We start from the raw sequence: 23,803 nt of genomic DNA, 5'->3' as shown, positions 1-23,803 counted from the left end.
CGTCATCGGATCGCCCCGTCGAAACCGTTGGCGGCCAGAACTTCCTCGATCGAGGGCAGCGGCACGCCGAGGTAACCGGATTCCAGGCAGTAGTCCAGCAGCGAGCGCAGGTACTCCTTGCCGGTGGGCGGCGACGGGCGGCCGAGCAGTATCTCGGCACGGGTGGTGTCGAAGTCGAGACGGCGCTCGAAATAGCTGGTGTAGAGCGTGCCGATCCGGCGGTAGTACTCGCGCTCGACCGGATCCAGATCCGCTTCGGAGAACGTGGATTTCGGCACGAAAGTCGCCACTTCGAACGACGGATACTCGGCGAGCACGTCGGACACCTCCCGCAGCGAGAGCGCGTCGCGACCGAGCGCGTGCAGCGTGCGGAAGTTCGCCGAGTCGAAATCCAGGACGGCCGCGGCGATCACATCGGCCACGTGATCGACCGGCGCCAGCGCGAGGGTTGCGTCGTAGCGGCCGGGCAGGGTCCGCAGCTTGCCCTCGACCATCGACTTCACGACGGTGTACAGGTTCTTGTATTCGCGGATCTCGCCGGTGGCCGAGTGTCCGGTGACGATGCCGGGCCGCACGATGGCCCACCGCAAGCCACGTTCGGCCGCCGCGTGCACGAGCTGTTCGGCGCGGAACTTGCTGCGCTCGTAGCGGTTTCCGAACGACTGGCCTGCGTCGAGTTCGTCTTCGCCGATCGTGCCGCCGCGCATTCCGCACACGTAGGCGGTGCTGACATGCACCAGCGGCACATCCCACGCCAGCGCGAGCGCGATCGCGTGCTCGGTGCCGCGCACGTTGAGTTCGGCGTAGTCGGCGTCGGACGCGTCGAATGCGGTGGTCGCGGCGCAGTGCACGATCAGACCGACCCGCTCGGCGAGGTCTTCGCCGTCGCGCGCCGAGAGGCCGAATCCGGGGCGGCGGATGTCGCCCGCCACGGGCGTGCCCGCCTCCAGCACCGTGCCGTCGTTGCGGACGATGTCGGCGTTGCTGTGCAGCACCGCGGCGACGGGCCTGCTAGCCGCGGACAACCGAGCGACCACTTCCGCGCCGACCAGGCCGGTCGCGCCGGTGACCAGCACGGTCTCTCGCTCACACATGATCGCTCCCCCGCGTGCCGTTGCCGACCAGCGCTATCACCTCGCCGACCCGGCGAACTCCGACCAGGTCCTCCGGCCGTTGCCTCGGCAGCTCGAATGCCCGCTCGAGCGCCACGGTCAGCTCCATCAGGCGCAGCGAGTCGAAGCCGAGATCCTCCACGAGGCGGTGCTCGTCGGCCAGCTCGGCGGGCGGTTCCGGCGCCATGGCCCGGACGAGGCGCCGAACCCGGGCGGCGAGGGTGGTGTCGGCGGCGGCGGTCATGACGGTTCGCTTTCCCGGAGATGGGGCTGGTGGCCGCCGGTGCTGAGCAGGTCGCGGGCCTCGTCCAGCGGCAGGTCGGTGTCGAGGTAGGCGGCCAGGCGCAGCCAGTCGTAGCCGATCGCCAGGGTGCGCCGCCACTGCTCGCGCGAGTCGAACGAGGCGGGGAAGACGAGCGCCGCGTCGGCGCCGCCCGCGACGGTGCGCACCAGGGTGACGAAATCGTCGAGGACCGCGAGCCCGGCGAGGGTATCGCCGCCGTGGCCCAGCAGTTCCGAGAACCGCACGCCGCGTGCGGCATCCAGCTGCGCGAGCACTTCCGTACGCCGCCGTGCGCCGGGCGGCATCAGTCGCGCGACCGTTGCGGACGGCGCCACATCGGGGGGCAGCGGATGGATACCGAAAGCGGACAGCAGGACTCGCACCGCCATGGCGATCAACCGGTGCGCGGCGATGTCGGCGACACCACCTTGGCCGTTCTTGACCGCCCCCGCCAGGTCCTCCCTGGCGTTCTCCAGCACGATGTTCGACCAGACCAGGTGCAGCGCGCACTCGGTGAAGCGGCGCGCGGGCAGTGGCGAGAGGGTCGCGATCGCGTCGTCGCGGGCCGCGCCGGTCAGACCGAGCGCGGGGCTGTGCGCGCTCGGCACCGGCGTGTAAGACGCTGCGGGCTTGCACATGGCGAGCGCGGGTTCGATCGGGCCCGCGTCCCGCCACTGCAAGCCGACGAGTCCGAGGCGCACGAATTCCGCCAGCTCCGTGGCGATGTCGCGCGGTGCGCGGGCGAGCACGTCGCGCACGGAGTGTTTGAAGACCACCGAACGCCAGGCGCGGGCGGCGGTGTCGGAGAGCGCGAAGACGTCTCGGTCGTCGCGCACGACGTGGATGCGGCCGCCGATTATCCAAGTCGTCACGGCTGGGCGGCGGGCGAACAGGATGCGGTGTGGGTCGTCGGTCGTGTCTTCGATGCCGAGATCGGCCACCAGGTGCCAAAGCTGTTGCCAGGTGGTGTCTTTTTCGAAATTCCACGTCGCTGGGTCGCTCAGCTCCCGATACCGGTCGATGAATTCGTGACGGCCGATCCGATCGAGTTGCCGCGGTAGCCATTTGGTCTCGAGATAGGTCTCACCACGCCGGGCCGCCCACGCCTTCACGGCTTGCAGTAGTCCGTCGCGCGCCCACTCGCTCGCCTCGTCGGACGCACGCAGCGCGCGCAGCGCCACCGCGTAGCGCAGCGCCTGCACCGCGCGGGCCGTCCACCATTCCGACATACGGATTCGGAAGTCGTCGTGCGGGAGGAGGGCGCGCAAACCGTCGATGTCCACCGCGCCGGGCCGGACCACGGTGGCGCGCAGGAAGCGCTGGCAGCGGTTGAGCAGGTCCTCGTCCAGCCCGGCGGACTCACCTTCGGCCGCCCGCTTCATCTGACGCCCCAGCTGGGCGATGGAGCGGGTGCGAATCTCGACCCGGCGCCCGTCGATGAACAGGACCGTCGGCAGGGTCGGGAGTTCCTCGGCGCCGGGGACGACCGCGAGGAAGTCCACATCGGAACCTTCGTTACCGAAGCCCTCCGCGAGGGAACCTTCGAACAGGACCGCCGAATCTATGGGAAGCGCGACACTTTCCAGCGCAGCGTCGAGGAGTTGACGCATGCGCTCTGTCGGCAGGGCGGGCGCCGGTGCGGCGGACGCCACCGGGCGAATGCTTTCCACCCTCCCGGCTCGGGGCGACATCGTCGGTCGCGACTCGTCCAGCACCGGGGTGCCTGGGAATTGGCCGTCGGCGGCAACCGGTTCCGGCTCGATGCGTTGTAAACCGCTCAACCCCATCGCGTCAACCGGCAACACCCCATCTCCGCCGGCCGCCACCGCGTCGGCACCCGAGCTGTGGCCAAGGCGACAGGGCACCGCGACAGGGTCGCTCGGGGCCACCGGGCCGCCTCCCGAGGAGACCGCGTCGCCCGAGCCCTGGCCAATGGGCGCGGGCACCGCGAGAGGGTCGCCCATACCCACCTGCTCCCGGCTGTCCGCTTCTGTGGCGGGCCGAGCCTCGGTAACTGCGAGAGCCTGTCCGCCCGTCTCCGCCGTGTTCGAACCGGCGGTCAGCGCGGTTGTTCCGTCCGCCTCGTGCACCTGCACCCCGGCGAGTCCGCCGTCCCGGAACAGCCGCCACAGGTGGCGGCGGCGCGGCTTGCCGCTGGACGTGCGGCGGATGGTCCCGCGCGGGCCGGTGACGATGGTGATCGCGGCGGCCGGACCGAGCTCGCCGCGTATCACTCTGCGCGCCTGTGCGATCCACGCACCGGGCGGCACTTCAGCGAACAGCGCGATGCCCGGCGCGCCTACTTCGGTCAGCGCGACGGCGGCCAATTTGCCTTTGGTCATGCCGGTCTCACCGGCCACGCGGGATTCGATGTCTTCCATGAACACCGAGCGGCCGCGCACCTTGAGGCTGGAGCCCATCCTGCCGAGCACGAAAACCTCGCCGCGGTACAGGAATCCGGCGTCTCCGGTGTAGAGCTCGCCGTTCACGATCTGGGTCGCGCCGCCGTCGTCGTCGCCGGTGTAGCCCATCGCGACCGAATCGCCGACGACCACCAGTTCGCCCAGCACCCCGTCGGGCAGCTCGCGCCCCGCTTCGTCGACGGCGCGGACGGTCGATTCCGGAGTCGAGTAGCCGAGTCCGGTGATCCAGCCCGCACCGTCGACGCGGTGGGTGTCGTCCAGACGCGCCTCGGCCAGCACCCCGACCGGATGACCGAAGCGCAGGTTCGGCGTGTCCAGCCGCAGCGCCGTGATCGGCCGCCGTCGCGCCGAGGACGTCACCATCAGCGTCGCCTCGGCCAAGCCGTAGGCAAGCGTGTAGGCATCCATCGAGAAACCGCGTGGCCCGGTGAGTTCGGCGAACGCCTGGAGATCGGCGACCTCCACCGGCTCGGAACCGACGGCAAGGGTGCGCCAGCCGGACAGGTCCAGCTCGGCGATCTCCTCCGGCGGAACCCGGTGCGCCACATAGCCCAGCGCGAACGAGGGCGACGGCGAGTGCTGGGCCGAGGCCATCGCGCGCAGCCAGCGCGCCGGGTCGCGGACGAACTGGTCCGGCCGCATCAGGTAGAGATCGCCCTGGTTCGTCACGGTCGTCAGGAACGCGCCGACCAGGCCCATGTCGTGATAGAGCGGCAACCACGACACCATGGCCTCGCCGGGACGCCAATCGATGAGCCCCGAGATCATGGCGATGTTGTTGGCCAGGTTGCGCCAGCTGACCCGCACACCACGCGGCGTCCCCGTCGAACCGGAGGTGAATTGCAGCAGAGCGCAATCCGCGGGCGCGCCGAGGTCGCGTTCGGCGGGCGGCTGCGGCAACTCGGCGCCGATCACCAACGGCTCGTCGCGCCGACCGGCCGCCACCGCCGCCCGGCGTACCAGGTCCTCGAATTCCGGTGCGGTGACCACCAGCCGCGGCGCGGCGGCGGTCAGGATCGCGGCGATATGCGCGACGATCTGGTCGAGGTCGCCGAACATGGGCGGCGCGATGGGGGTGAACACCCCGCCGCAAGCCCACACCGCGTAGAAGGCCGCGGTACAGGCGAATCCGGTGGGCATGACGACGCACGCGCCCTCGCCGCCTGCGAGCCCGTGCTCGCGCATCAGTGCGGCGATGGACCAGGACTGCTCGGCCAGTTCCCGATAGCTGCGGAAATCCCAGCCGTCGCCCTCGTCGGCCAGGTGAATGCCGGTCTCCCGCGCCGGACGCAGGAGCCAATCTCGCACGGCCGCAACGTCTTTGTCAGGTGCCATCGCGGTCAACTCCTTCGGACAGCACAGTAACCGTTCCGGCCGTTCCGTCCACCCGAATCCGCATACTGGTCCGTACTTTCCTCGTGACGTCCTTGACCTGAACGACCGTCGGCACCCCGAGCTCGCGGGCCACGATCGCCACGTGCGTGAGCGGGCTACCGCGTTCGATCACCAGTGCGGACGCCGAGGGCAGCGCCGCGACCCACCCCGGGTCGGTGCGGTAGGCCACCAGAATGCCGCCCGCGACATCGCTCGGCTCGCTGACGACCACCGCCTCGCCCTCCACGATCCCCGCCGCCGACGGGGTGCCGCCGAGCACGGTGCCCACGGTCGCCGCGGGCGTCTCGCCGACCGGCACCCAGCCCTGCGCGGCAAGCTCCGCGCGCCCGAACGCCCCGCCACGGGTGACGAACCGGGCGGGCGCGACCAGATCGGCGTCGGCGGCGCGCTGTGCCTTGCGCGTGGCGACCAGCGCGCGCAGCGGCTCGGTGTCGGCGCCCTCGTAACAGCCGCGCAGTTCGTCCACGGTCAGGTAAAAAACGTCGGCGAACTCGTCGAGCACGCCGCGCTCCACGAGATCCCGGCCCATCGCCCGGATCATCCGCTTCACCATGCCGAAGGCCCTGGTACGGCAGAACCGCAGGCGCTCGCGGTGCGCGGCGCACCGGGAAACCTTGGCGCGCAGGCGTTCATAGACACGGCGGCGCGGGCCGCGCAGGTGCGCGTCGAGGTAGGCCTCGGCCTCGTCGCGCCGATCGGACGGTGTTTCCTGCTCGTGCACCCGGCCGAGCGCGCTGCGCAGCATGATGAACAGACCCGACGGGTCCTCCCGCAGGTCCGGCGTCTCGAGCTTCAGTTCGTCCAGGCTGCGGTAGCCGTAGCTGTCCAGGTAGGCGTCTACCTCGGCGCGGAACTTCGGATGGTCGGCGAGGGCGTCGTACAGCCGGTCCGGCGGGGTCGAGTACACCAGCGCCGTCAGCTCCGCATCCGCGCGCACGGTCTTGGCGAGCGCGGTCATCGCGCGGGCGGGCTCGGCCGATTCGACGTCGGCGCCGGGGCCGACGACCGCGTAGAGGAACCACTCCGGCGCGTTCGGCAGCAGTGCCTTGGTCAGTGCGTAGAGCAAGCCGGTGCAGGTCAGCAGGATCGCGTCGAGCACCATCAGCGGCCCCCAGCGTTCGACTAGATCGCGATCGACCGTGCGGTACGCGGCATAGGCCTGTTCGCCGGTGAGCGACGTGTAGTCGAGTCCGTCGTACTCGTCGTAGACGCGGTAGAAGTCGGCGAGGAAATCCTCGACCATCGCGTCGATGCCGAACAGCCGCCGCAGGTAGGTGGCCGTGGTCACCGCGCGGGACCGCAGCCGCGTCAGCGGGTTGCGGAAGGTGAAGGGCCGCAATGTCTTCGCGATGTCGTCGGCGAGCGGCTCGGCGACGCCGAGCGCGGCCTCCAGCACCCGGCGGTTGAGCGGATAGCCCGGCGCGATACCCACCATCCGATACCAGTGCAGCAGGTTGTAGTACACGCGGCCGTGAAACCAGCCGAGCAGCACCGGAGTCCACGCGTCGGTCTGGCGCAGCTGCGCGGGCGGCACGCGCAGGGAGGCGGCGTAGCCGCGGTACACGCGACCGTAGATGCCCGCCGCGGTGGTGTACGTCAGCGGGGAGGTGATGCCGCTGAAGCTCTCGATGATGTTGGAGTTGTCCCAGATTCGCAGTTCGCCCGGCGCGAGCGTCTCACCGGCGCCGCGCAACAACGCGTCGGTCGGCCCGGCGGGCGCCACCTCGGTGGTGATCGGGCGGGACTGAAGTATCCACAGTCCCATGTCGTCCAGCGCCCACTCGATGTCTTGCGGTGCGCCGCAGACTATTTCGATCTTGCGGCCGAGTTCGACCAGTTCGGCGATCTCGTCGTCGGCGAGCACGGCGCGTTCGCGCAAGGCCGCCGCCACTTCGCCGACCTCGTAGCCCTGCCCTGCGGCGGGGGTGTAGCTGCTGTCCTTGTCCCCGACGATCGTGTCGAGCACGGCGCCGGTCGCTTTGTCGACGGTGACGGTGTCCGCGTCCACCGCACCCGACACCAGACCCTCGCCGAGCCCGTACACCGCGCTGATCACCAGTCTGTCGGACGCGCCCGTGCTGGGATCGGCGGTGAACAGCACGCCGCTGGCCCGGGCGGCCACCAGCCGTTGCAGCACAACGCCCGGCGCGCCGCCGACCGGACGCGACCGCGCGAAGGCGTACCGTATCGACCGCTCGGAGAATGCCGAGGCCCAGCAGTCCCGCACGCGGTCGGCGACCGCCGCGACGCCGTTGACGTTGAGAAAGGAGTCGAACTGTCCCGCGTAGGAGTGCTCGGCGCCGTCTTCGACCAGCGTCGAGGAGCGTACGGCGATCGGACCGCCGCCGATCCTCTCGTATCCGTCGGCAACGAGTTCGCGCAGGTCGGCGGGCAGCGGTGCGGATGCGATCGCGGCGCGCAGGTCGGCGGCCAACGCCAGTGCCCGGTCTGGATCGTTCGTATTCCGGAGCGCGGAAACTCGCTCGGCCAGCCCGTGTTCGGCGAGAAAGCGCTCGAACGCGTCGGTGCCGAGCGCGACCCACTCGGGAACACGGAAGCCTCCGTTGTGCACGACGTGCAATCCCCGCGCCTTGCCGCCCGCCAGCGCGGCGATCGTCGCCGGTTGGTCCCACGTCCCGAGTACCTGCACGGCATCTCTCCCATCACCCCTGATCGACGCGTCGGAGCCGGGCGCTCCAGGCCCGCGTACGGCCGCGCGAGAACCAAGGGTTCGTCTGGGTATATCCGAGTTGTCGCCGCGGCGTTAGCCCCTGATCCAGTGGTACCAGTTCTCGAACAGTTCGTCGCGCGGCCAGGGACACCGATATGCTGCGGGCAGTTCGGTGGGTTCGGTGAGGAGTGATTCGGCGTGGGTTGGACGTTCACCCCGGACGAGTTCGCCCACATCTGGCGGGAAACGCAAGTGGATCGCCACCCGTACCCGCTGCGCATCCTGGAGACGCCGCGCACCGAGCACGAGGCCGAGGCGCTGCGGGCTCAGCTGAATCGGCGCCTGCCGCTCGGCGCGGACCCCGACCTGTCCGCCTGCCTGCGGATACTCACCGAACCGCACACCAGGATCGTCGCCATCGGCGGCGCGCGCACCCCGAACAGCGAGCTGCGGCTGCTGGCCTGCGCGGTGTACGACCGCGCTGTCCTCGCCATCCAGGAACCCGGCGCCCGTCCCGATTTCGGCGGCCGGGTGCGCATCTCGATCGGACACGCGAGCAAGCTCGGCAGCCGCATCGCCACGCTGCTGCCGAAGACACCCGCCGGACGCGAACCCGCCCGCGCCGCGAGCGCCGCCGCGGTCCGCGACACCGAGACCGTCGTCGCCACCCAGCCCGCCGCGAACCCCATCCGCAGGCTGCTGCTCAAACCGCACACCGCCGAGGGACACCTACGCATCGAAGCTCGGCTCGATCGGGACGAACCGGTCACGCCGATCCACTACACCTGGATCGATGTGCAGGGCGACGGGCGCTACCTGATCAAGGCGGACGACACGGTGCACATCGTGCCCGCCTCACCCGAGCAGATCGCCGCCCAACTGCAGAAACGCATTCCGGCACAGGCGAGGTGAGCGCCGCGCGCGGGCTTTGGGCGGACTCCGTCCGGCTGCGCCCATTAAGCTGAAGCCAACCGACCGATCCCCGGGGGGTGCGCATGACGATCGAGACCAGCCGAGCCGATATAGCGCGGTTCAAGCAGGAAGCGCAAGCAGGCACCGTCAAGTTCGATCCGGACGCGGCGCGGCGGTGCGCCGAGATCTACGACAACCAGGCCGACCGGCTGATCTACCTGCAGCAACGCCTCGAATCCGTAGCCGACACGCAAGGATTCGGCGGTTTCGTCTCCGCGCAGCAACTGCAGGCCGGATTCGGCCACAAGGCGCGCGACGCCGCGGCGCTGCTCGATCACTACATCGAGGCCGCCTACCGCATGAAGGAAGCGTTCCTGATCAGCGCCGGACTCTACGAGGAAGCCGACGCCGCCAACGCGGCCGCGCTGCGCGCGGTGGAAACGAGGCTGCCCCGATGACCGGCACCGACCCCACCTACATCAGCTCGATGGAGCACTTCGAGTCGATGCCGCACGAGGAGATCTACGCCAAGACCCAGCAGATCGACGCCGGGGAGATCCTGCGTGCCTCGGTCACCTGGCTCGAGGTCGCCGCCGCGCTGGCCACTTCGATGCCGCTGACCCGCGGCGGCGCGGACCGCGTCATGAACGGCATGGAATGGGAAGGCGCCGCCGCGAACGCCGCTTACGCGAGCACGCGAAGCTTCGCCGCCTCCGTCGACGAACTCAGCGCCGTCATGGGCCAAGTCGGCGCGCGCCTCGGCGGCGTCGCGGCGGCGGCCGAAGCGGTCAAGCTGGCCGTGGTGCCGCCCGGCAGCTCCGGACCGATCGGCGCCATCGCCCAGCTGCTCGAGGCGGCGAACGTCATCGACGCGCAGATGGCGCAGGAGGCGCTGCGGCAGGAAGCCGTGCTCGCGATGAACATGGTCTACAAACCCGCCTATTCGATGGCGGGGACCGGCGTGCCCGCACTGCCGGAACCGCCTGTGCTGTCGACGCTTTCGGATGCGGAGGCGATTCCGCAGTCGCCCAACGGATCATCGAAGTACGGGTCCAACGGGTCGACGGGAGACGCGCCGGAGGGCGAAGCGCCGAACGCGCCGGAAAACGTTCCGCCAGGCGCGGATTCGCAGCCAGAGCCACCCACGGATGCCACGCCGGAGTCACCGCCCGAATCGCACGCCCCTGCCGCACCTCCGCCGGGTGCGTCACCTGAAGTGCCGCCGACCCCCGACGCGCCGCCAACTCAGGAGACTCCACCACCTACACAGGAGACCCCGGCACCGCCACCTTCCCAGGCGCCGCCGACCTCGGACGCACCGCCTCCCACGCAGGAAGCTCCGACACCGCCGCCCACCCAGGCGCCGCCGACGCAGGACGTCCCTCCGCCCACGCAGGAGACTCCGGCGCCCGCGCCTACCCAAGAGTCGCCGGTGCCGCCGCCAACCCAGGAAACTCCTGCTCCGCCACCTACCCAAGAATCGCCGGTGCCGCCACCGACCCAGGAGACCCCCGCGCCGCCACCTACCCAAGAATCGCCGGTGCCGCCACCGACCCAGGAGACCCCCGCGCCTCCGCCCACCCAGGAGGCCCCGCCGCCCCCGCCGTCACCGGAACCAGTTCCGCCGCCGGGCGAGCCCGAGCCGCTCCCCGATCCGGGCGGCCAACCTGGCGTCACGGGCCCCATCCCGGAGGGCCAGAACCAAGGCACGTCCCACACCGACCAACCAGGCGTGGTTCCCCAATCCGGCACCCCCAGCTAGCGCACCGGTAACCGACCGAAGGCCACCTTCACCCCGCAAGACCGACCGAACGTCACCTTCGGTCACCCGGCCTGCCTACCGGGTGACCCGACCGAAGGTGACATTCATCGCGATAGGCCGACCGAAGGTGACATTCGGTCGGATTGCGTGCCCAACCTTTGTGGACGCGGCGCTGGGAACTCAGGCCTTCACCAAGTCGTCGGCGTGAATCACCGGGCGCTGCATGGTGTCCGGTAGTTCGGTGGTGGAGCGGCCGAGCATGGTGGAGAGTTCGGTGCTGTCGTATTCGACTACCCCGCGGGCGATCAGGCGGTGATCGGCGGCGAGGAGGTCGACCACGTCGCCGCCGTAGAAGCGGCCGCGGACGGCGGTGATGCCCGCGGCGAGCAGGGAGCGGCGGCGCTGGGCGACGGCCTGCACGGCGCCGTCGTCCAGGACCAGGGCGCCGCGGCTGTCGGCGGCGTGGCGGACCCAGAACTTGCGGGCCGAGAGGCGAATCGGGCGCGCGGCGAACGCCGTGCCGACGGTGCCGGAGGCGAGCGCGGTGGCGGCCTCCTCGGCGGCGGCGAGCAGCACGGGGACGCCCGCGTCGGCGGCCAGCCGTGCCGCCGAGAGCTTGGAGGCCATGCCACCGGTGCCGAGCGCGCCGCCGCTGCCCGCGATGACGCCGTCCAGATCGGCGCTGCTGCGGACCTCGGGGATGAAGTTGGCCGCGCCCTTGCGCGGGTCGCCGTCGTAGAGGCCCTCCACATCGGAGAGCAGGATCAGCGCGTCCGCGCCGACCAGATGCGCGACCAGCGCCGCGAGCCGGTCGTTGTCGCCGAACCGGATCTCCTCGGTGGCGACCGTGTCGTTCTCGTTCACCACCGCGACCGCACCGAGCGAACGGAGGCGGTCCAGGGTGCGCTGGGCATTGCGGTGGTGCTCACGGCGGGAGAAGTCGTCGGCGCTGAGCAGCACCTGGCCGACGGTGCGGCCGTAGCGGGCGAAGGAGGTGCCCCACGCGTGCGCCAGCGCCAGCTGGCCGACACTCGCCGCCGCCTGCTTGGTCGCCAGATCTCTTGGGCGACTTGACAATCCGAGTGGCGCGAGGCCCGCACCGATGGCGCCCGACGAGACGACGACCACGTCCGAACCCGCGCGCATGCGGGCCTCGACGGCGTCGGCGAGCCGGTCAAGCCGCGTCGTATCCAGACCGCCCTTCAGGCTGGTCAACGCCGACGAGCCGATCTTCACCACGACACTGCGCGCCGCGGCGATCGCCTGCCGCGCGTCACTGAGCCCGCCGGGCGACACCGCGTCCGCTAGCCCCGAATTCACCTGCGTCACAACAGAACTCCCTGTACCGCAACCGAATGTGCTGTCCGGCGGGCCAGCCGCCCGAACCCGCCGCCGAACGATCGGAACCGTTCGGCGGCAACGGTTTGCACGATCAATCCTCGTCCTCGGTGACCAGACCGCGGCGCACCCGCGATGCATGCTTGCGCTCCGCGGCGCTGACCCGGTCGGTCTGCTCCAAACGGATGTCGGTGCCGCGTCCGGTGGGCACGTGATCGATGCCCGCCGAGATCTGCGGCTCCCAGTCGAAGCTGACGTCGCCGATGGTGACCGGAGCGCCCGGTTCGGCGCCGAGCCGCACCAGCTCCTCCTCGACACCGAGGCGGGCCAGCCGGTCGGCCAGGTAGCCGACGGCCTCGTCGTTGTCGAACTGGGTCTGGCGCACCCACCGCTCGGGGCGCGTGCCGCGAACGATGAAGCCGCCCGGCTCCTCCGGATCGGGGATCACACTGAAGCCGGACTCGTCCACCGCGATCGGCCGGATCACCGGACGCTTCGGCGCGGCCTTCGGGTGCGCCTCGCGGTACTCGCGCACCAAGTCGGCGAGCGCGAAGGTCAAGGGGCGCAAGCCCGCTCGGCTCACCGCGGAGATCTCGAAGACCGGCCAGCCGCGCTCGGTGAACTCGGGGGTCACCATCTCGGCCAGCTCGGCGCCGTCGGGGACGTCGGTCTTGTTCAGGATCACCACGCGCGGGCGGTCGGCCAGGTCGCCGAGGCCTGCGTCGGCGGCGAGCGCGGGTTTGTAGGCGGCGAGTTCCGCTTCGAGGGCGTCGACGTCGGAGACGGGATCGCGGCCCGGTTCGAGGGTCGCGCAGTCGACGACGTGCGCGAGGACCGCGCAGCGCTCCAGGTGGCGCAGGAAGTCCAGGCCGAGGCCACGACCCTCGCTGGCGCCGGGGATCAGGCCGGGCACGTCGGCGATGGTGAAGGTGGTGTCGCCGCTGGCCACCACGCCGAGGTTGGGCACCAGCGTGGTGAACGGGTAGTCGGCGATCTTCGGCTTGGCCGCGGACAGCACCGAGACCAGCGACGACTTGCCCGCCGACGGGAAGCCGACCAAGCCGACGTCGGCGACCGACTTGAGTTCCAGGACGAGTTCGCGTTCCTCGCCCTCCTCGCCGAGCAGCGCGAAGCCGGGTGCCTTGCGCGCCTTCGAAGCCAGCGCCGCGTTGCCGAGTCCGCCGCGTCCGCCGCGCGCGGCGACGTAGCGGTTGCCCGCGCCGACTAGATCGGCCAGGATCTCGCCGTGCTTGTCCAGCACGACGGTGCCGTCGGGCACCTTCAGCAGCAGGTCGCCGCCGGTCTTGCCGTCCCGGTTGCCGCCCTCGCCCGGCTTGCCGTTGCCCGCCTTGGCGTGCGGGTGGAAGTGGAAGTCGAGCAGCGTGTGCACGTTGGCGTCGACCTCGAGGATGACGTCGCCACCGTTGCCGCCGTTGCCGCCGTCCGGTCCGCCGAGCGGCTTGAACTTCTCGCGGTGCACCGATGCGCACCCATGACCACCCTTTCCGGCACGCACGTGCAGCACGACACGGTCGATGAATTTCGACATGGTCGAATCATCCTCCTTCTGGGCTGGTCGTTCTTCGAGGGCTCGCGCTGGATTCTTCGGCGGTCGCCGCCACGGGAACGCGAAAAGCGGGTCAGGGTGACATACCCTGACCCGCTCGGCTTTGTCTGGATCGGCTAGGCGGTCAGGCCTGAACCGGCTCCGGGACGACGATGTTGACGGTCTTGCGGCCACGCTTGGTGCCGAACTGGACCGCGCCCGCCTCGAGGGCGAACAGGGTGTCGTCACCGCCGCGACCGACGTTCACGCCGGGGTGGAAGTGGGTGCCACGCTGACGCACCAGGATCTCGCCGGCCTTGACGGTCTGGCCGCCGAAGCGCTTGACGCCGAGTCGCTGGGCGTTGGAATCGCGTCCGTTCCGGGAGCTGGACGCGCCCTTCTTGTGTGCCATAGCTGAGTCTCCTCGGGATGTCTTACTTGATGCCGGTGACCTTCAGGACCGTCAGCGGCTGACGGTGACCCTGGCGCTTGTGGTAGCCGGTCTTGTTCTTGAACTTGTGGATGCGGATCTTGGGGCCCTTGGTCTGCTCGACCAGCTCCGCGGTCACCGAACGCTCGGCCAGCTTGGCCGCGTCGGTGGTCAGTTCGGCGCCGTCCACCACGAGGACGGGCGAGAGCTCGACGGCGGAACCCGGCGCACCCTCGATCTTTTCGACCTTCACCAGGTCACCGACCGCGACCTTGTACTGCTTTCCGCCGGTCTTGACGATCGCGTACGTTGCCATCGGTCGGCTTCCTCCACTCGATGTCTTCTCGTGCTTCATTCACGCCACAAGTCGCGACGTGAATTGTCTTGGCTGGTTGCTGCACGGGGGCGCATACCTCGCTGCGTCAGCAGCTTCGGGCGCATCGCCAGGCAGCGACCCTCCGAGGCTACCAGACCGCTGGTCTCCGACCCAATTCGGTGGTCGGCAGCCTCCCGGCAACCCCGTCACGCGCGGTTTCCACCGAGCGGACCGCCGCCGGAACGTATTCGGCCGGTCGCCCCGCTCGGGTCCGACCGGCCGAATCGCCATGATCTTCTCAGTTCGGCGCGTCGACCGGCGGGCCCGCGGGACGGCCGACGGCCCTGCGTCGCGGACGTGCCCGCTGCGGCAGCTCGACCGGCTCCGGCTCCGAGTAGTCGACGGCGGCCGCGGTGTCCTGATCGCCACTCGACAGCACGAAGACCGCTCCGGCACTGTCGGCCGAAGGCGCGGCCGCCGAACGCGCCACACGGCGACGGCGACCCGTCTGCCTGGGCTCCGGTTCACCGTTGGCAACCGAACGATCCGCGGCGGCGACAGCGGCGTCCGCGACCGCGGGCTCCTTCCGCACCGGCTCGGCAACGACGGGCTCCTCGACCTCGGTCACCGGAACCGGACCGGTCTCGGCGGGCACCGCCACGACGGGCTCGGCCTCCCGCTCCTCGACCTCGGCGACCGGCTCCTCCACCGCCTCGAACTCGACGACCGGCTCGGCCTCGGCGGCTTCCTCGGTCACCGTCTCGAACTCGGCGGCTTCCTCGGCCAGCGCCTCTTGCGCGGCGGCCACGGCGTCGGCGACGTTCGCCGCCACCGCGTCGGCCTCGGTCGCGACGACCTCCGCCTCCGCGACCTCGGCCTGTTCCGGCTCGGTGTCCGTGCCGCTGTGCGCGGCCATGGCCAGTGCCACCGGATGCGCCCGCTTGACGGCGGCCTCTTCTTCGACCGACTCGCTCGGCGGCGGCGTCCCGTTGGTGGCGGCCGCCGCGGCCGCGCCCTTGTCCCTGCCGCGGCGACGACGCGAACCGGCCTCGCGGCGGGGCGCGGTCTCCTCGGCGGCCGACGGCTCCACCGGATAGGTGTGCACCAGGATGCCGCGGCCGTGGCAGTGCTCACAGGTGGTCGAGAAGGCCTCGACCAGACCGGTACCCAGCTTCTTGCGGGTCATCTGGACCAGGCCGAGCGAGGTCACCTCGGAGACCTGGTGCCGTGTGCGGTCCCGGCCGAGCGCCTCGGTCAGGCGGCGCAGCACCAGGTCGCGGTTGGACTCCAGCACCATGTCGATGAAGTCGACGACGATCATGCCGCCGATGTCGCGCAGCCGCATCTGGCGCACGATCTCCTCGGCCGCCTCCAGGTTGTTCCTGGTGACGGTCTCCTCCAGGTTGCTGTTGCCCGAACCGGTGAACTTGCCGGTGTTCACGTCGATGACGGTCATGGCCTCGGTGCGGTCGATCACCAGGGTGCCGCCGGAGGGCAGCCACACCTTGCGATCCAGCGCCTTGGCCAGCTGCTCGTCGATGCGGAAGGTCTCGAACACGTCCACGCCGTTGTTCTCGTGCCGGGAGACCCGCGCGAGCAGGTCCGGCGCGACGGTGTGGATGTAGTTCTCGACCGTGCTCCATGCCCGGTCGCCCTCGATGACCAGCCGCGAGAAGTCCTCGTTGAACAGGTCGCGGATAACCTTGACCAGAAGATCGGGCTCCTCGTACAGGGTCTTCGGCGCGCCGCCGTCCTTCTTGGCCTGCTCCTCGATGGAACGCCACGTGGTCTGCAACCGCTCCACGTCGCGAGCCAGCTCGGCCTCGCTGACGCCCTCGGAGGCGGTGCGGATGATCACGCCCGCGTCGGCGGGCACGATGTCGCGCAGGATCTCCTTGAGCCGCTTGCGCTCGGTGTCGGGCAGCTTGCGGCTGATACCGGTGGAGGTGCCGCCCGGCACGTACACCAGGAAGCGACCGGCCAGGCTGATCTGAGTCGTCAACCGGGCGCCCTTGTGGCCGACCGGGTCCTTGGAGACCTGGACGAGCACCTGATCGCCCGGCTTGAGCGCCTGTTCGATCTTGCGCTCCTTGCCGCCGAGCCCGGCGGCCTCCCAGTTCACCTCGCCCGCGTACAGCACGCCGTTGCGGCCACGGCCGATGTCGACGAACGCCGCCTCCATGCTGGGCAGCACGTTCTGCACCTTGCCCAGGTACACGTTGCCGACCATGGACGCCTGGCCGGTGTTGGTGACGAAGTGCTCGACGAGGATGTTGTCCTCGAGCACCGCGACCTGGGTGGCGGTGGGGTGCTCGGAGAACGACTTCTCGCGCACCACCATCACCCGGTCGACCGCCTCACGGCGGGCCAGGAACTCCGACTCGGTCAGGATCGGCGGGCGGCGGCGACCGGCCTCGCGACCGTCGCGGCGACGCTGACGCTTCGCCTCCAGCCGGGTCGAGCCGGTGATGCCTTGCACCTCGTCCGAGGCGGCGCGGTTACGGCTCTTGTTGCGCGGCTCGCGCTCGTGCACGACCGTGTTCGGCGGGTCGTCGTCGGACGGCTCGGCGTCGCCGCCCTCACCGCCGACCTTCCTACGGCGACGGCGACGGCGACGGCGGCTCGCGCCCTCCGGCACCGACTCGTCGGACTCGGACTCGGTGTCGCCCTCGTCGGTCGGCTCGGCGGATTCCGCGCCCTCGGCGGTCTCCGCGCCACCCTCGTCCTCGGTGTCGGACTCGGCGTGCTCGTCCTCGTCGCCCTCGGCGTCGGCGTGCTGCTCGCCACGGCCGCGGCCACGACCGCGCCTGCCCCGGCGCCTGCGGCGCGGCTGCTCGTCGGCCTCGCCCTGCTGCTCGGCGGTTTCCTGCTCGTCCTCGGTGGTGTCGGGTTCCTCCTCGACCACCTCGGGGGCCGCGGGCTCCTCGGCGCGCTTGGCATCGCGTTCGGCACGGCGCCGTTTACGCATCTGCTCGGCGGCCGCCGCGTCGGGCGACAGGAACAGCGGCGCGGCGACGGACGGCGCCTCGAAGACCGGCGGCGTCGCGACGTGCGGCTCGCCCTGCACGGCGTGGGTGAACAGCTGGGTGGGCTGCGCCGGCGTGTCGACCGCGGTCGGTAGTCCGGTGTGTAGCGGATCGGGTGCGGAGAAGAGCAACCCGCTCGGCTGCCCGGCCTGCTCCGGCTCGGCAGCGTCGGCTGCATCGGCCGCCGGGGCCTGGGGTTCGGCTTCCGCGGCGGGCGTCGTCGTCTCGGGTTCTGAGGCGACGAGTGCGTCGCGTACCGATTCCGCGACCGCCCGGTCGACATTGGATTGCGCGCTGCGCGCGTCGGCGCCCAGCTCGGTGAGTTTGGCCAGGATGCGCTTGCTCGTCACTCCCAGCCGCTTGGCAAGCGCGTGAACTCGGATTCGCTCCGGCAATTGATCGGCATCCTGTGATGTTGTTTCCAGCGGCTCTTGTTCGGCCACGAAGTCTCCTCGGGCCCCCGGGCGCGTCCCTCCCGGTACGGAGTGACGCGGCCAACGCGGGGGCGCTGTCCGTACACCTCACGTCGTCGACGCGAGGTCCTGTGGTCTCGCCCCGCGTGCCCGGTTGTCACCTGGTTCTTCGTCTTCGGGCTAACTGGTCACGCGGCGCCTGGCTGTTGGCTGAACTCCGCGGAAACGAGCGCTCATCCAGCGTGCCGACGCGAACTCCCACACCCTCAGCAACCGGGCGCGGCTGTCCGTGGCAGCGATGATCGGCATCGAACCGCGGTGTCATCCGGTCGGCATCGTCACCCACGATTCGCGTACCTGCGCGAACTGCCGGTGTCGTTGACGACCACTGCCAGTATCCCACACCGCGCGCCGGTGGTTCGCCATCGGCGCGTGAGCGGCCCGATGCTCCGGGTTTGCCACATCGCCGCGACCCGGCGCGACAAGGGCCGACGCGGTGCGCGGGCCGTGCGGGGCTCGCCGCGCCGACATGGTGCGGCGCGGCGAGTACGCGGGGGAACTCAGGCGGGGAACTCGGGGAACCAGAGTCCGATCTCGCGCTTGGCCGACTCCGGGGAGTCCGAGCCGTGCACGAGGTTGTACTGGGTCTCGAGGGCGAAGTCGCCGCGGATGCTGCCCGGCACGGCCTTCTCGACGGGGTCGGTGCCGCCGGCGATCTGCCGGAACGCGGCGATGGCGCGCGGGCCTTCCAGGACTGCGGCCACGACCGGGCCGGAGGTGATGAACTCGATCAAGGAGCCGAAGAACGGCTTCTCGGCGTGCTCGGCGTAGTGCGCCTCGGCCAGTTCCTCGGACACCTGCTTCAGCTCCAAGGCCGCGATCTTCAGGCCCTTGCGCTCGATACGGGCCAGCACCTCGCCGACCAGGCCACGGGCCACGCCGTCCGGCTTGATGAGTACCAACGTCTGCTCAGTCACGGCGCACAGCCTAATTCACCTGGAGAGCCAACGTTCAGCCGCGATGCTCCCAGCCTCGTTCGATGCGCGTCAGCTCGACGAAACCGCAGTCCAGCAGTACCGGCAGGGCCGCGTCGTGCACACTTTGCTCCCCACCACCCAGCCGGTGCGCCCAAGCACGTCGCCGAGATGCGGCCACTGGTCGAGAAGGCCGTAGGTGGCCGGTGCGGGCAGCTGTCCGCCGAAGTGCCGCGACCGACCCGCCAGGCGCTGGAACTGCGCCAGGCACGCCGCCATCAGCGCGTCCGCCGCGGGCGCCGCCGAGCGCAGCGGACCGCTCGGTTCCCAGTTCGCGGCCACGAACCATTCCAGTACTCCGGCATCGCGGCCCGTTCCGTAGCGCAGCAGGCGCGCGGCGGCGACCACCGCGCCGGCTTGCGCAGCCGGTTCCGGACGCTTATCGGTTCATTCGCTGGCTGGGCAGCAGACCCTGGTCCATGCGGCGCTTGACCTCGGCGCGCAGCATCAGGATGAACGCCCAGACGGCCGCGAAGAGCAGGCCGATGATGCCGATCGACAGGTGGATCAACGCCCCGAGGATCACCAGCACCTGGAGACCGAGGTTGAACGCGAGCGCCCACGAGCGGCGCTGCAGACCGGCGCCGAGGATCATCAGCAGCGCGAGGATCACCAGGTAGCTGCCGGAGAACCAGCTGATCCCGCCGCCGACGTCGGCGACGACCGGCAGCGCGAGCAGCACCACGATGGACTCGAGGACCAGTGTGCCCGCCATGACGCCGCGCAGGCCCTTCCACGGATCGGGCGCGGACGCCGCGGCCGGCTGGTCGGGAGCGGTCGCGTCCTTGTCGCGCTCGCTGGGCTCACTCATGCCGGATCCTTTCCGAACAGCGCGCGGGCCGCGCCCGCCGTGACGACCGAGCCGGTGACGATGATGCCCGCCCCCGACACCGCCTCGCCGGGGTCGCCGACCTCCTCGGCGATGGCGATGGCGGACTCCAGGGCGTCGGGCAGCGTGTCGGCGGTGACCACCCGCTCGTCGCCGAAGCGCTGCACGGCCAGGTTCGCCAGGCTGTCGACGTCCATGGCGCGCGGTGAGCCGTTGGTGGTGACGACGATCTCGTCGAACACCGGCTCCACCGCCTCCAGGATCCCCGCGGCGTCCTTGTCGCCGAGCACCGCGATCACGCCGACCAGCTTGCGGAAGTCGAACTCCTCGGAGAGGGTCGCGGCCAGCGCTCGCGCGCCCGCCGGGTTGTGCGCGGCGTCGATGAAGATGGTGGGCGCGCTGCGCATCCGCTCCATGCGGCCGGGGCTGGTGACCGAAGCGAAACCGGCGCGCACCGCCTCGATGTCGAGCTGACGTTCGGCGCCCGCGCCGAAGAACGCCTCCACCGCCGCCAGCGCCAGCACCGCGTTGCGCGCCTGGTGCTCGCCGTGCAGCGGCAGGAAGATCTCGTCGTAGACCCCGCCGAGGCCCTGTAGCTCGAGCTGCTGGCCGCCGACGGCGACGCGGCGCGCGAGGACCTGGAACTCGAAGCCTTCGCGGGCCACCGCGGCGTCCACCTCGACGGCCCTGCGTAGCAGGACGTCCATCGCCTCGGGTTCCTGCTGCGCGATCACCGCGACGTTGTCGCGCGGAACCAGGCTCTCCGGCGCGCGTTTGATGATCCCGGCCTTCTCGCCCGCGATCGAGGCGAGATCGGGGCCGAGATAGTCGACGTGGTCCAGCCCGATCGGGGTGATCACCGCGACCTGACCGTCGATCACGTTGGTGGCGTCCCAGGTGCCGCCCATGCCGGTCTCCACGATCGCCACGTCGACAGGCGCCTCGGCGAACGCCGCGTAGGCCATGCCGGTGAGCACCTCGAACTTGCTCATCGGCGGACCGCCCGCCGTGTCCGACTGCGCGTCGATCATCTCGATGTAGGGCTGGAGTTCGCGGTAGGTCTCGACGTACTTGGCCGGGCTGATCGGCGCGTTGTCGATGCTGATCCGCTCGGTGGCCAGCTGCAGGTGCGGGCTGGTGATGCGGCCTGTCCGCCGGTGCAGCGCGGTGAGCAGCGCGTCGATCATCCGGGTGACCGAGGTCTTGCCGTTGGTGCCCGCGACGTGGATCGCCGGATAGCTCTGCTGCGGGGAACCGAGCAGATCCATCAGGGTGGCGATGCGGGTCAGCGACGGCTCGATCTTGGTCTCCGGCCAGCGCTGGTCGAGTTCCGCCTCGACCAGCGCCATCTCGGCGAGCTCCACCGGCGACGGCCCGGACCCGAGCCGGGCGCCTCCGTCGTCGTCGCGGTACTGCCGCTCCGGCTCCTCGTTCACCTGACCGCCAGTTCCGCGAGCCGCGCCCCGATGCGCTCGACCTCGGCGGCGGCGACATCGCGACGGTTCTTGATCTTGGCGACGACGGGCTCGGGCGCCTTGGCAAGGAACGCCTCGTTGCCGAGCTTGGCCTCGGTGCCCGCCAGTTCCTTCTCCGCGGCGGCCAGATCCTTCTCCAGGCGGCGGCGTTCGGCGTCCAGGTCGACCGCGCCGGAGGTGTCCAGCTCGACGGTCACCGTCGCGCCGCTCAACCGCACCTCGACCGAGGCGGTGGCGGCGAACTCGGCTCCGGGCGCGGTGAGTCTGGCGAGGTTGGCGACAGACGGCTCCAGCGCCGTCAGGTCGGCCTGATCCAGACCGATCAGCTTGGCCGCCACCTTCTGCTTGTCCGCGAGGCCCTGGTCGCTGCGGAACCGGCGGATCTCCGTGATCAACCGCTGAGCATCCGAAACACGCTGCGCCGCAACGGTGTCGGTGGCGATGCCACTGGCCTGCGGCCACGCCGCGACGACCACCGACTCGCCGCCGGTGAGCGCCTGCCACAGCGACTCGGTGACGAACGGAATGACCGGATGCAGCAGTCGCAGCACCGAATCCAGCACGTTGCCGAGCACGGTCCTGGTCGCGGCCGCCCGCTCGTCGCTGCCCGAGAACTGCACCTTGGCCAGTTCCAAATACCAGTCGCACAGCTCGTCCCAGGCGAAGTGGTAGAGCGCCTCGCACGCCTTGCCGAACTCGTAGGCGTCGAAAGCCGAATCCACTTCCGCCAGAACCTGATCCAGGCGATCGAGGATCCAGCGGTCGGCGTCGGTGAGCGCGGCGCGGTCGGGGAGCTCGCCGGGCTCGGCGCCGTTCATCAGCGCGAACTTGGTGGCGTTGAACAGCTTGGTGACGAAGCTGCGCGAGGCCAGCGCGTGCGGCTCGCCGACGGACAGGTCGCCGCCGGGCTGCGCGCCGCGGGCCAGGGTGAAGCGCAGCGCGTCCGCGCCGTAGGCCTTGATCCAGTCCAGCGGGTCGATGCCGTTGCCGCGCGACTTCGACATCTTCTTGCCGAACTGGTCGCGGATCAGGCCGTGCAGGAAGACGTCCTTGAACGGAACCTGCACCGCGCCGGACTTGCCCGCCAGGATGGCCGGGTCCTCGGAGACGAACATGCCGAACATCATCATTCTGGCGACCCAGAAGAAGAGGATGTCGTAGCCGGTGACCAGCACGCTGGTCGGATAGAACTTCTCCAGCTCCGGCGTGGCCTCCGGCCAGCCCATCGTGGAGAACGGCCACAGGCCCGACGAGAACCAGGTGTCGAGCACGTCCGGGTCCTGCACCCAGCCCTCGGGGGCGGTCTCGTCCGGGCCGACGCAGATCACTTCGCCCTCGGGGCCGTACCAGATCGGGATGCGGTGGCCCCACCACAGCTGGCGCGAGATGGTCCAGTCGTGCATGTTGTCGACCCACTCGAACCAGCGCGGCTCCTGGCTGGCCGGGTGGATGACGGTGTCGCCGTTGCGGACCGCGTCACCGGCGGCCTTGGCCAGCGACTCCACCTTGACCCACCACTGCATGGACAGCCTCGGCTCGATGGGCTCGCCGGTGCGCTCGGAATGACCGACGCTGTGCACGTACGGACGCTTCTCGGCGACGACGCGGCCTTCCGCGGCGAGCCGCTCGCGGACCTTGACGCGCGCCTCGAAGCGGTCCATGCCGTCGAATTCGGTTCCGGTGTTCGCGATGCGACCACGCTCGTCCATGATCGTCGGCATCGGCAGGTTGTGCCGCAGGCCGATCTCGAAGTCGTTCGGGTCGTGCGCGGGGGTGATCTTCACGGCGCCGGAGCCGAACTCCGGGTCGACGTAGTCGTCGGCCACGATCGGGATCTGGCGGCCGGTGATCGGGTGTTCCAAAGTGGTGCCGATCAGCGCTTGGTAGCGCGGGTCGTCCGGGTGCACGGCCACCGCGGTGTCACCGAGCATCGTCTCCACACGGGTGGTCGCCACGATGACGTGCGGTTCGTCGTCGTTCAGCGAGCCGTAGCGCAGCGAGACGAGCTCGCCCGCGACTTCCTCGTGCTTGACCTCGATGTCGGAGATGGCGGTGCGCAGCTCGGGCGACCAGTTCACCAGTCGCTCGGCGCGGTAGATGAGGCCCGCGTCGTAGAGGCGCTTGAAGATGGTCTGCACGGCCCGCGACAGGCCCTCGTCCATGGTGAAGCGGTCGCGGCTCCAGTCGATGCCGTCGCCGAGGGCGCGCATCTGCCACTGGATGGCGCCGCCGGACTCGCGCTTCCAGTCCCAGACCTTCTCCACGAACAGTTCGCGGCCGAAGTCTTCCTTGGTCTTGCCGTCGACGGCGAGCTGCTTCTCCACCACGGTCTGGGTGGCGATACCCGCGTGGTCCATACCGGGCAACCACAGCACCTCGTACCCCTGCATGCGCTTGCGGCGGGCGAGGGTGTCCATCAGCGTGTGGTCGAGGGCGTGGCCCATGTGCAGGGTGCCGGTCACGTTCGGCGGCGGCAGCACGATCGAGTACGCGGGCTTGCCGCTCGCGGTGTCGGCCTGGAAATAGCCAGCGGCTACCCAGCGCTCGTACGTCTCGGCCTCCACGACGCTGGGGTCCCAGCTCTTGGGGAGGGCATCGGCACGATTACGCGAGTTGTCAGGGGCTGCGCTGGTCACTCCGTGATTCTAGGGGTTGGCTCGACATGGCCTCGCCGCCTCCCCGGGCTCCCGGCGCGGACTCGGGTGCGAAAACGCCCGGGGGTACGGAAACAAAAGGAGGCGGAGCCTTCGGTGGATGAGGGACACCGAACACTCCGCCTACGCCTCACAGCTTACCGGCGATCCGCGGAACAGCCTCGAATCCTCGAGCAATTCTCAG

The 23,803-nt window shown here is 70.3% G+C and carries 17 protein-coding genes; 3 read left to right on the top strand and 14 right to left on the bottom strand.

Going from position 1 to position 23,803, the window contains the following annotated elements; genetic code table 11:
- Positions 1-2: 2 nt before the first annotated feature.
- Genes FB390_RS28240 through FB390_RS28220 form a run of 4 tightly spaced genes read right to left on the bottom strand, consistent with a single transcriptional unit; the run spans position 3 to position 7,863 of the window.
- On the bottom strand, positions 3-1,094 hold the full coding sequence (locus FB390_RS28240; protein WP_141812293.1) for an SDR family oxidoreductase: 1,092 nt from the start codon (positions 1,092-1,094) through the stop codon (positions 3-5).
- A complete protein-coding gene (locus FB390_RS28235; protein ID WP_141812292.1) occupies positions 1,087-1,356 on the bottom strand; it encodes an acyl carrier protein in 270 nt (89 codons plus the stop codon). Before FB390_RS28235 ends, FB390_RS28240 begins: the two co-directional genes overlap by 8 nt.
- Positions 1,353-5,153, bottom strand: a complete 3,801-nt coding sequence (locus FB390_RS34465; protein WP_246124425.1) for an AMP-binding protein — start codon at positions 5,151-5,153, stop codon at positions 1,353-1,355. Before FB390_RS34465 ends, FB390_RS28235 begins: the two co-directional genes overlap by 4 nt.
- Positions 5,143-7,863, bottom strand: a complete 2,721-nt coding sequence (locus FB390_RS28220; RefSeq protein ID WP_141812291.1) for a phosphoenolpyruvate synthase — start codon at positions 7,861-7,863, stop codon at positions 5,143-5,145. The genes FB390_RS34465 and FB390_RS28220 overlap by 11 nt, the downstream gene beginning before the upstream one ends.
- 219 nt (positions 7,864-8,082) lie before the next feature.
- Between FB390_RS28220 and FB390_RS28215 the strand changes: the two genes are divergently transcribed.
- The 3 genes from FB390_RS28215 (at position 8,083) to FB390_RS28205 (ending at position 10,558) form a co-directional block, all read left to right on the top strand.
- Positions 8,083-8,796, top strand: coding sequence for an ESX secretion-associated protein EspG (locus FB390_RS28215; RefSeq protein ID WP_141812290.1), 714 nt, complete (start codon positions 8,083-8,085; stop codon positions 8,794-8,796).
- Between the two features lie 83 nt (positions 8,797-8,879).
- Positions 8,880-9,254 (top strand): hypothetical protein, encoded by a 375-nt coding sequence (locus FB390_RS28210; RefSeq protein WP_141812289.1) that lies wholly within the window; start codon positions 8,880-8,882, stop codon positions 9,252-9,254.
- Complete coding sequence (locus tag FB390_RS28205) at positions 9,251-10,558, top strand: hypothetical protein (protein ID WP_141812288.1); 1,308 nt, start codon at positions 9,251-9,253, stop codon at positions 10,556-10,558. Before FB390_RS28210 ends, FB390_RS28205 begins: the two co-directional genes overlap by 4 nt.
- A 180-nt stretch (positions 10,559-10,738) precedes the next feature.
- Here FB390_RS28205 and proB read toward each other — a convergent pair whose 3' ends face one another.
- From proB to FB390_RS28155, 10 genes are all read right to left on the bottom strand, one after another.
- Entirely contained in the window at positions 10,739-11,854 is a 1,116-nt protein-coding gene (gene proB, locus FB390_RS28200) for a glutamate 5-kinase (RefSeq protein ID WP_141813129.1), read from the bottom strand.
- 136 nt (positions 11,855-11,990) lie between these two features.
- Positions 11,991-13,445, bottom strand: a complete 1,455-nt coding sequence (obgE, locus tag FB390_RS28195; protein WP_141812287.1) for a GTPase ObgE — start codon at positions 13,443-13,445, stop codon at positions 11,991-11,993.
- Between the two features lie 142 nt (positions 13,446-13,587).
- Positions 13,588-13,854 (bottom strand): 50S ribosomal protein L27, encoded by a 267-nt coding sequence (gene rpmA, locus FB390_RS28190; protein ID WP_068065451.1) that lies wholly within the window; start codon positions 13,852-13,854, stop codon positions 13,588-13,590.
- 22 nt (positions 13,855-13,876) lie between these two features.
- On the bottom strand, positions 13,877-14,188 hold the full coding sequence (gene rplU, locus FB390_RS28185; protein ID WP_068065454.1) for a 50S ribosomal protein L21: 312 nt from the start codon (positions 14,186-14,188) through the stop codon (positions 13,877-13,879).
- Positions 14,189-14,486: 298 nt separating this feature from the next.
- Positions 14,487-17,657, bottom strand: a complete 3,171-nt coding sequence (locus tag FB390_RS28180; protein WP_141812286.1) for a translation initiation factor IF-2 N-terminal domain-containing protein — start codon at positions 17,655-17,657, stop codon at positions 14,487-14,489.
- 530 nt (positions 17,658-18,187) lie between these two features.
- Positions 18,188-18,604, bottom strand: a complete 417-nt coding sequence (ndk, locus tag FB390_RS28175; RefSeq protein ID WP_141812285.1) for a nucleoside-diphosphate kinase — start codon at positions 18,602-18,604, stop codon at positions 18,188-18,190.
- Between the two features lie 69 nt (positions 18,605-18,673).
- Entirely contained in the window at positions 18,674-19,009 is a 336-nt protein-coding gene (locus tag FB390_RS28170) for a hypothetical protein (RefSeq protein ID WP_141812284.1), read from the bottom strand.
- Between the two features lie 31 nt (positions 19,010-19,040).
- Positions 19,041-19,472 carry a DUF4233 domain-containing protein gene (locus FB390_RS28165; protein WP_141812283.1) on the bottom strand — a complete coding sequence of 144 codons (432 nt, stop codon included), beginning with the start codon at positions 19,470-19,472 and terminating at the stop codon, positions 19,041-19,043.
- Complete coding sequence (gene folC / locus FB390_RS28160; protein WP_425465925.1) at positions 19,469-20,926, bottom strand: bifunctional tetrahydrofolate synthase/dihydrofolate synthase; 1,458 nt, start codon at positions 20,924-20,926, stop codon at positions 19,469-19,471. The genes FB390_RS28165 and folC overlap by 4 nt, the downstream gene beginning before the upstream one ends.
- Entirely contained in the window at positions 20,923-23,601 is a 2,679-nt protein-coding gene (locus tag FB390_RS28155; protein ID WP_141812282.1) for a valine--tRNA ligase, read from the bottom strand. The genes folC and FB390_RS28155 overlap by 4 nt, the downstream gene beginning before the upstream one ends.
- Between the last annotated feature and the right edge of the window lie 202 nt (positions 23,602-23,803).

It is taken from the genome of Nocardia bhagyanarayanae, from assembly GCF_006716565.1.
Classification (GTDB): domain Bacteria; phylum Actinomycetota; class Actinomycetes; order Mycobacteriales; family Mycobacteriaceae; genus Nocardia; species Nocardia bhagyanarayanae.
The sequence above is the reverse complement of the archived record's forward strand: the minus strand, read 5'-3'. Positions and strand labels throughout refer to the sequence as shown.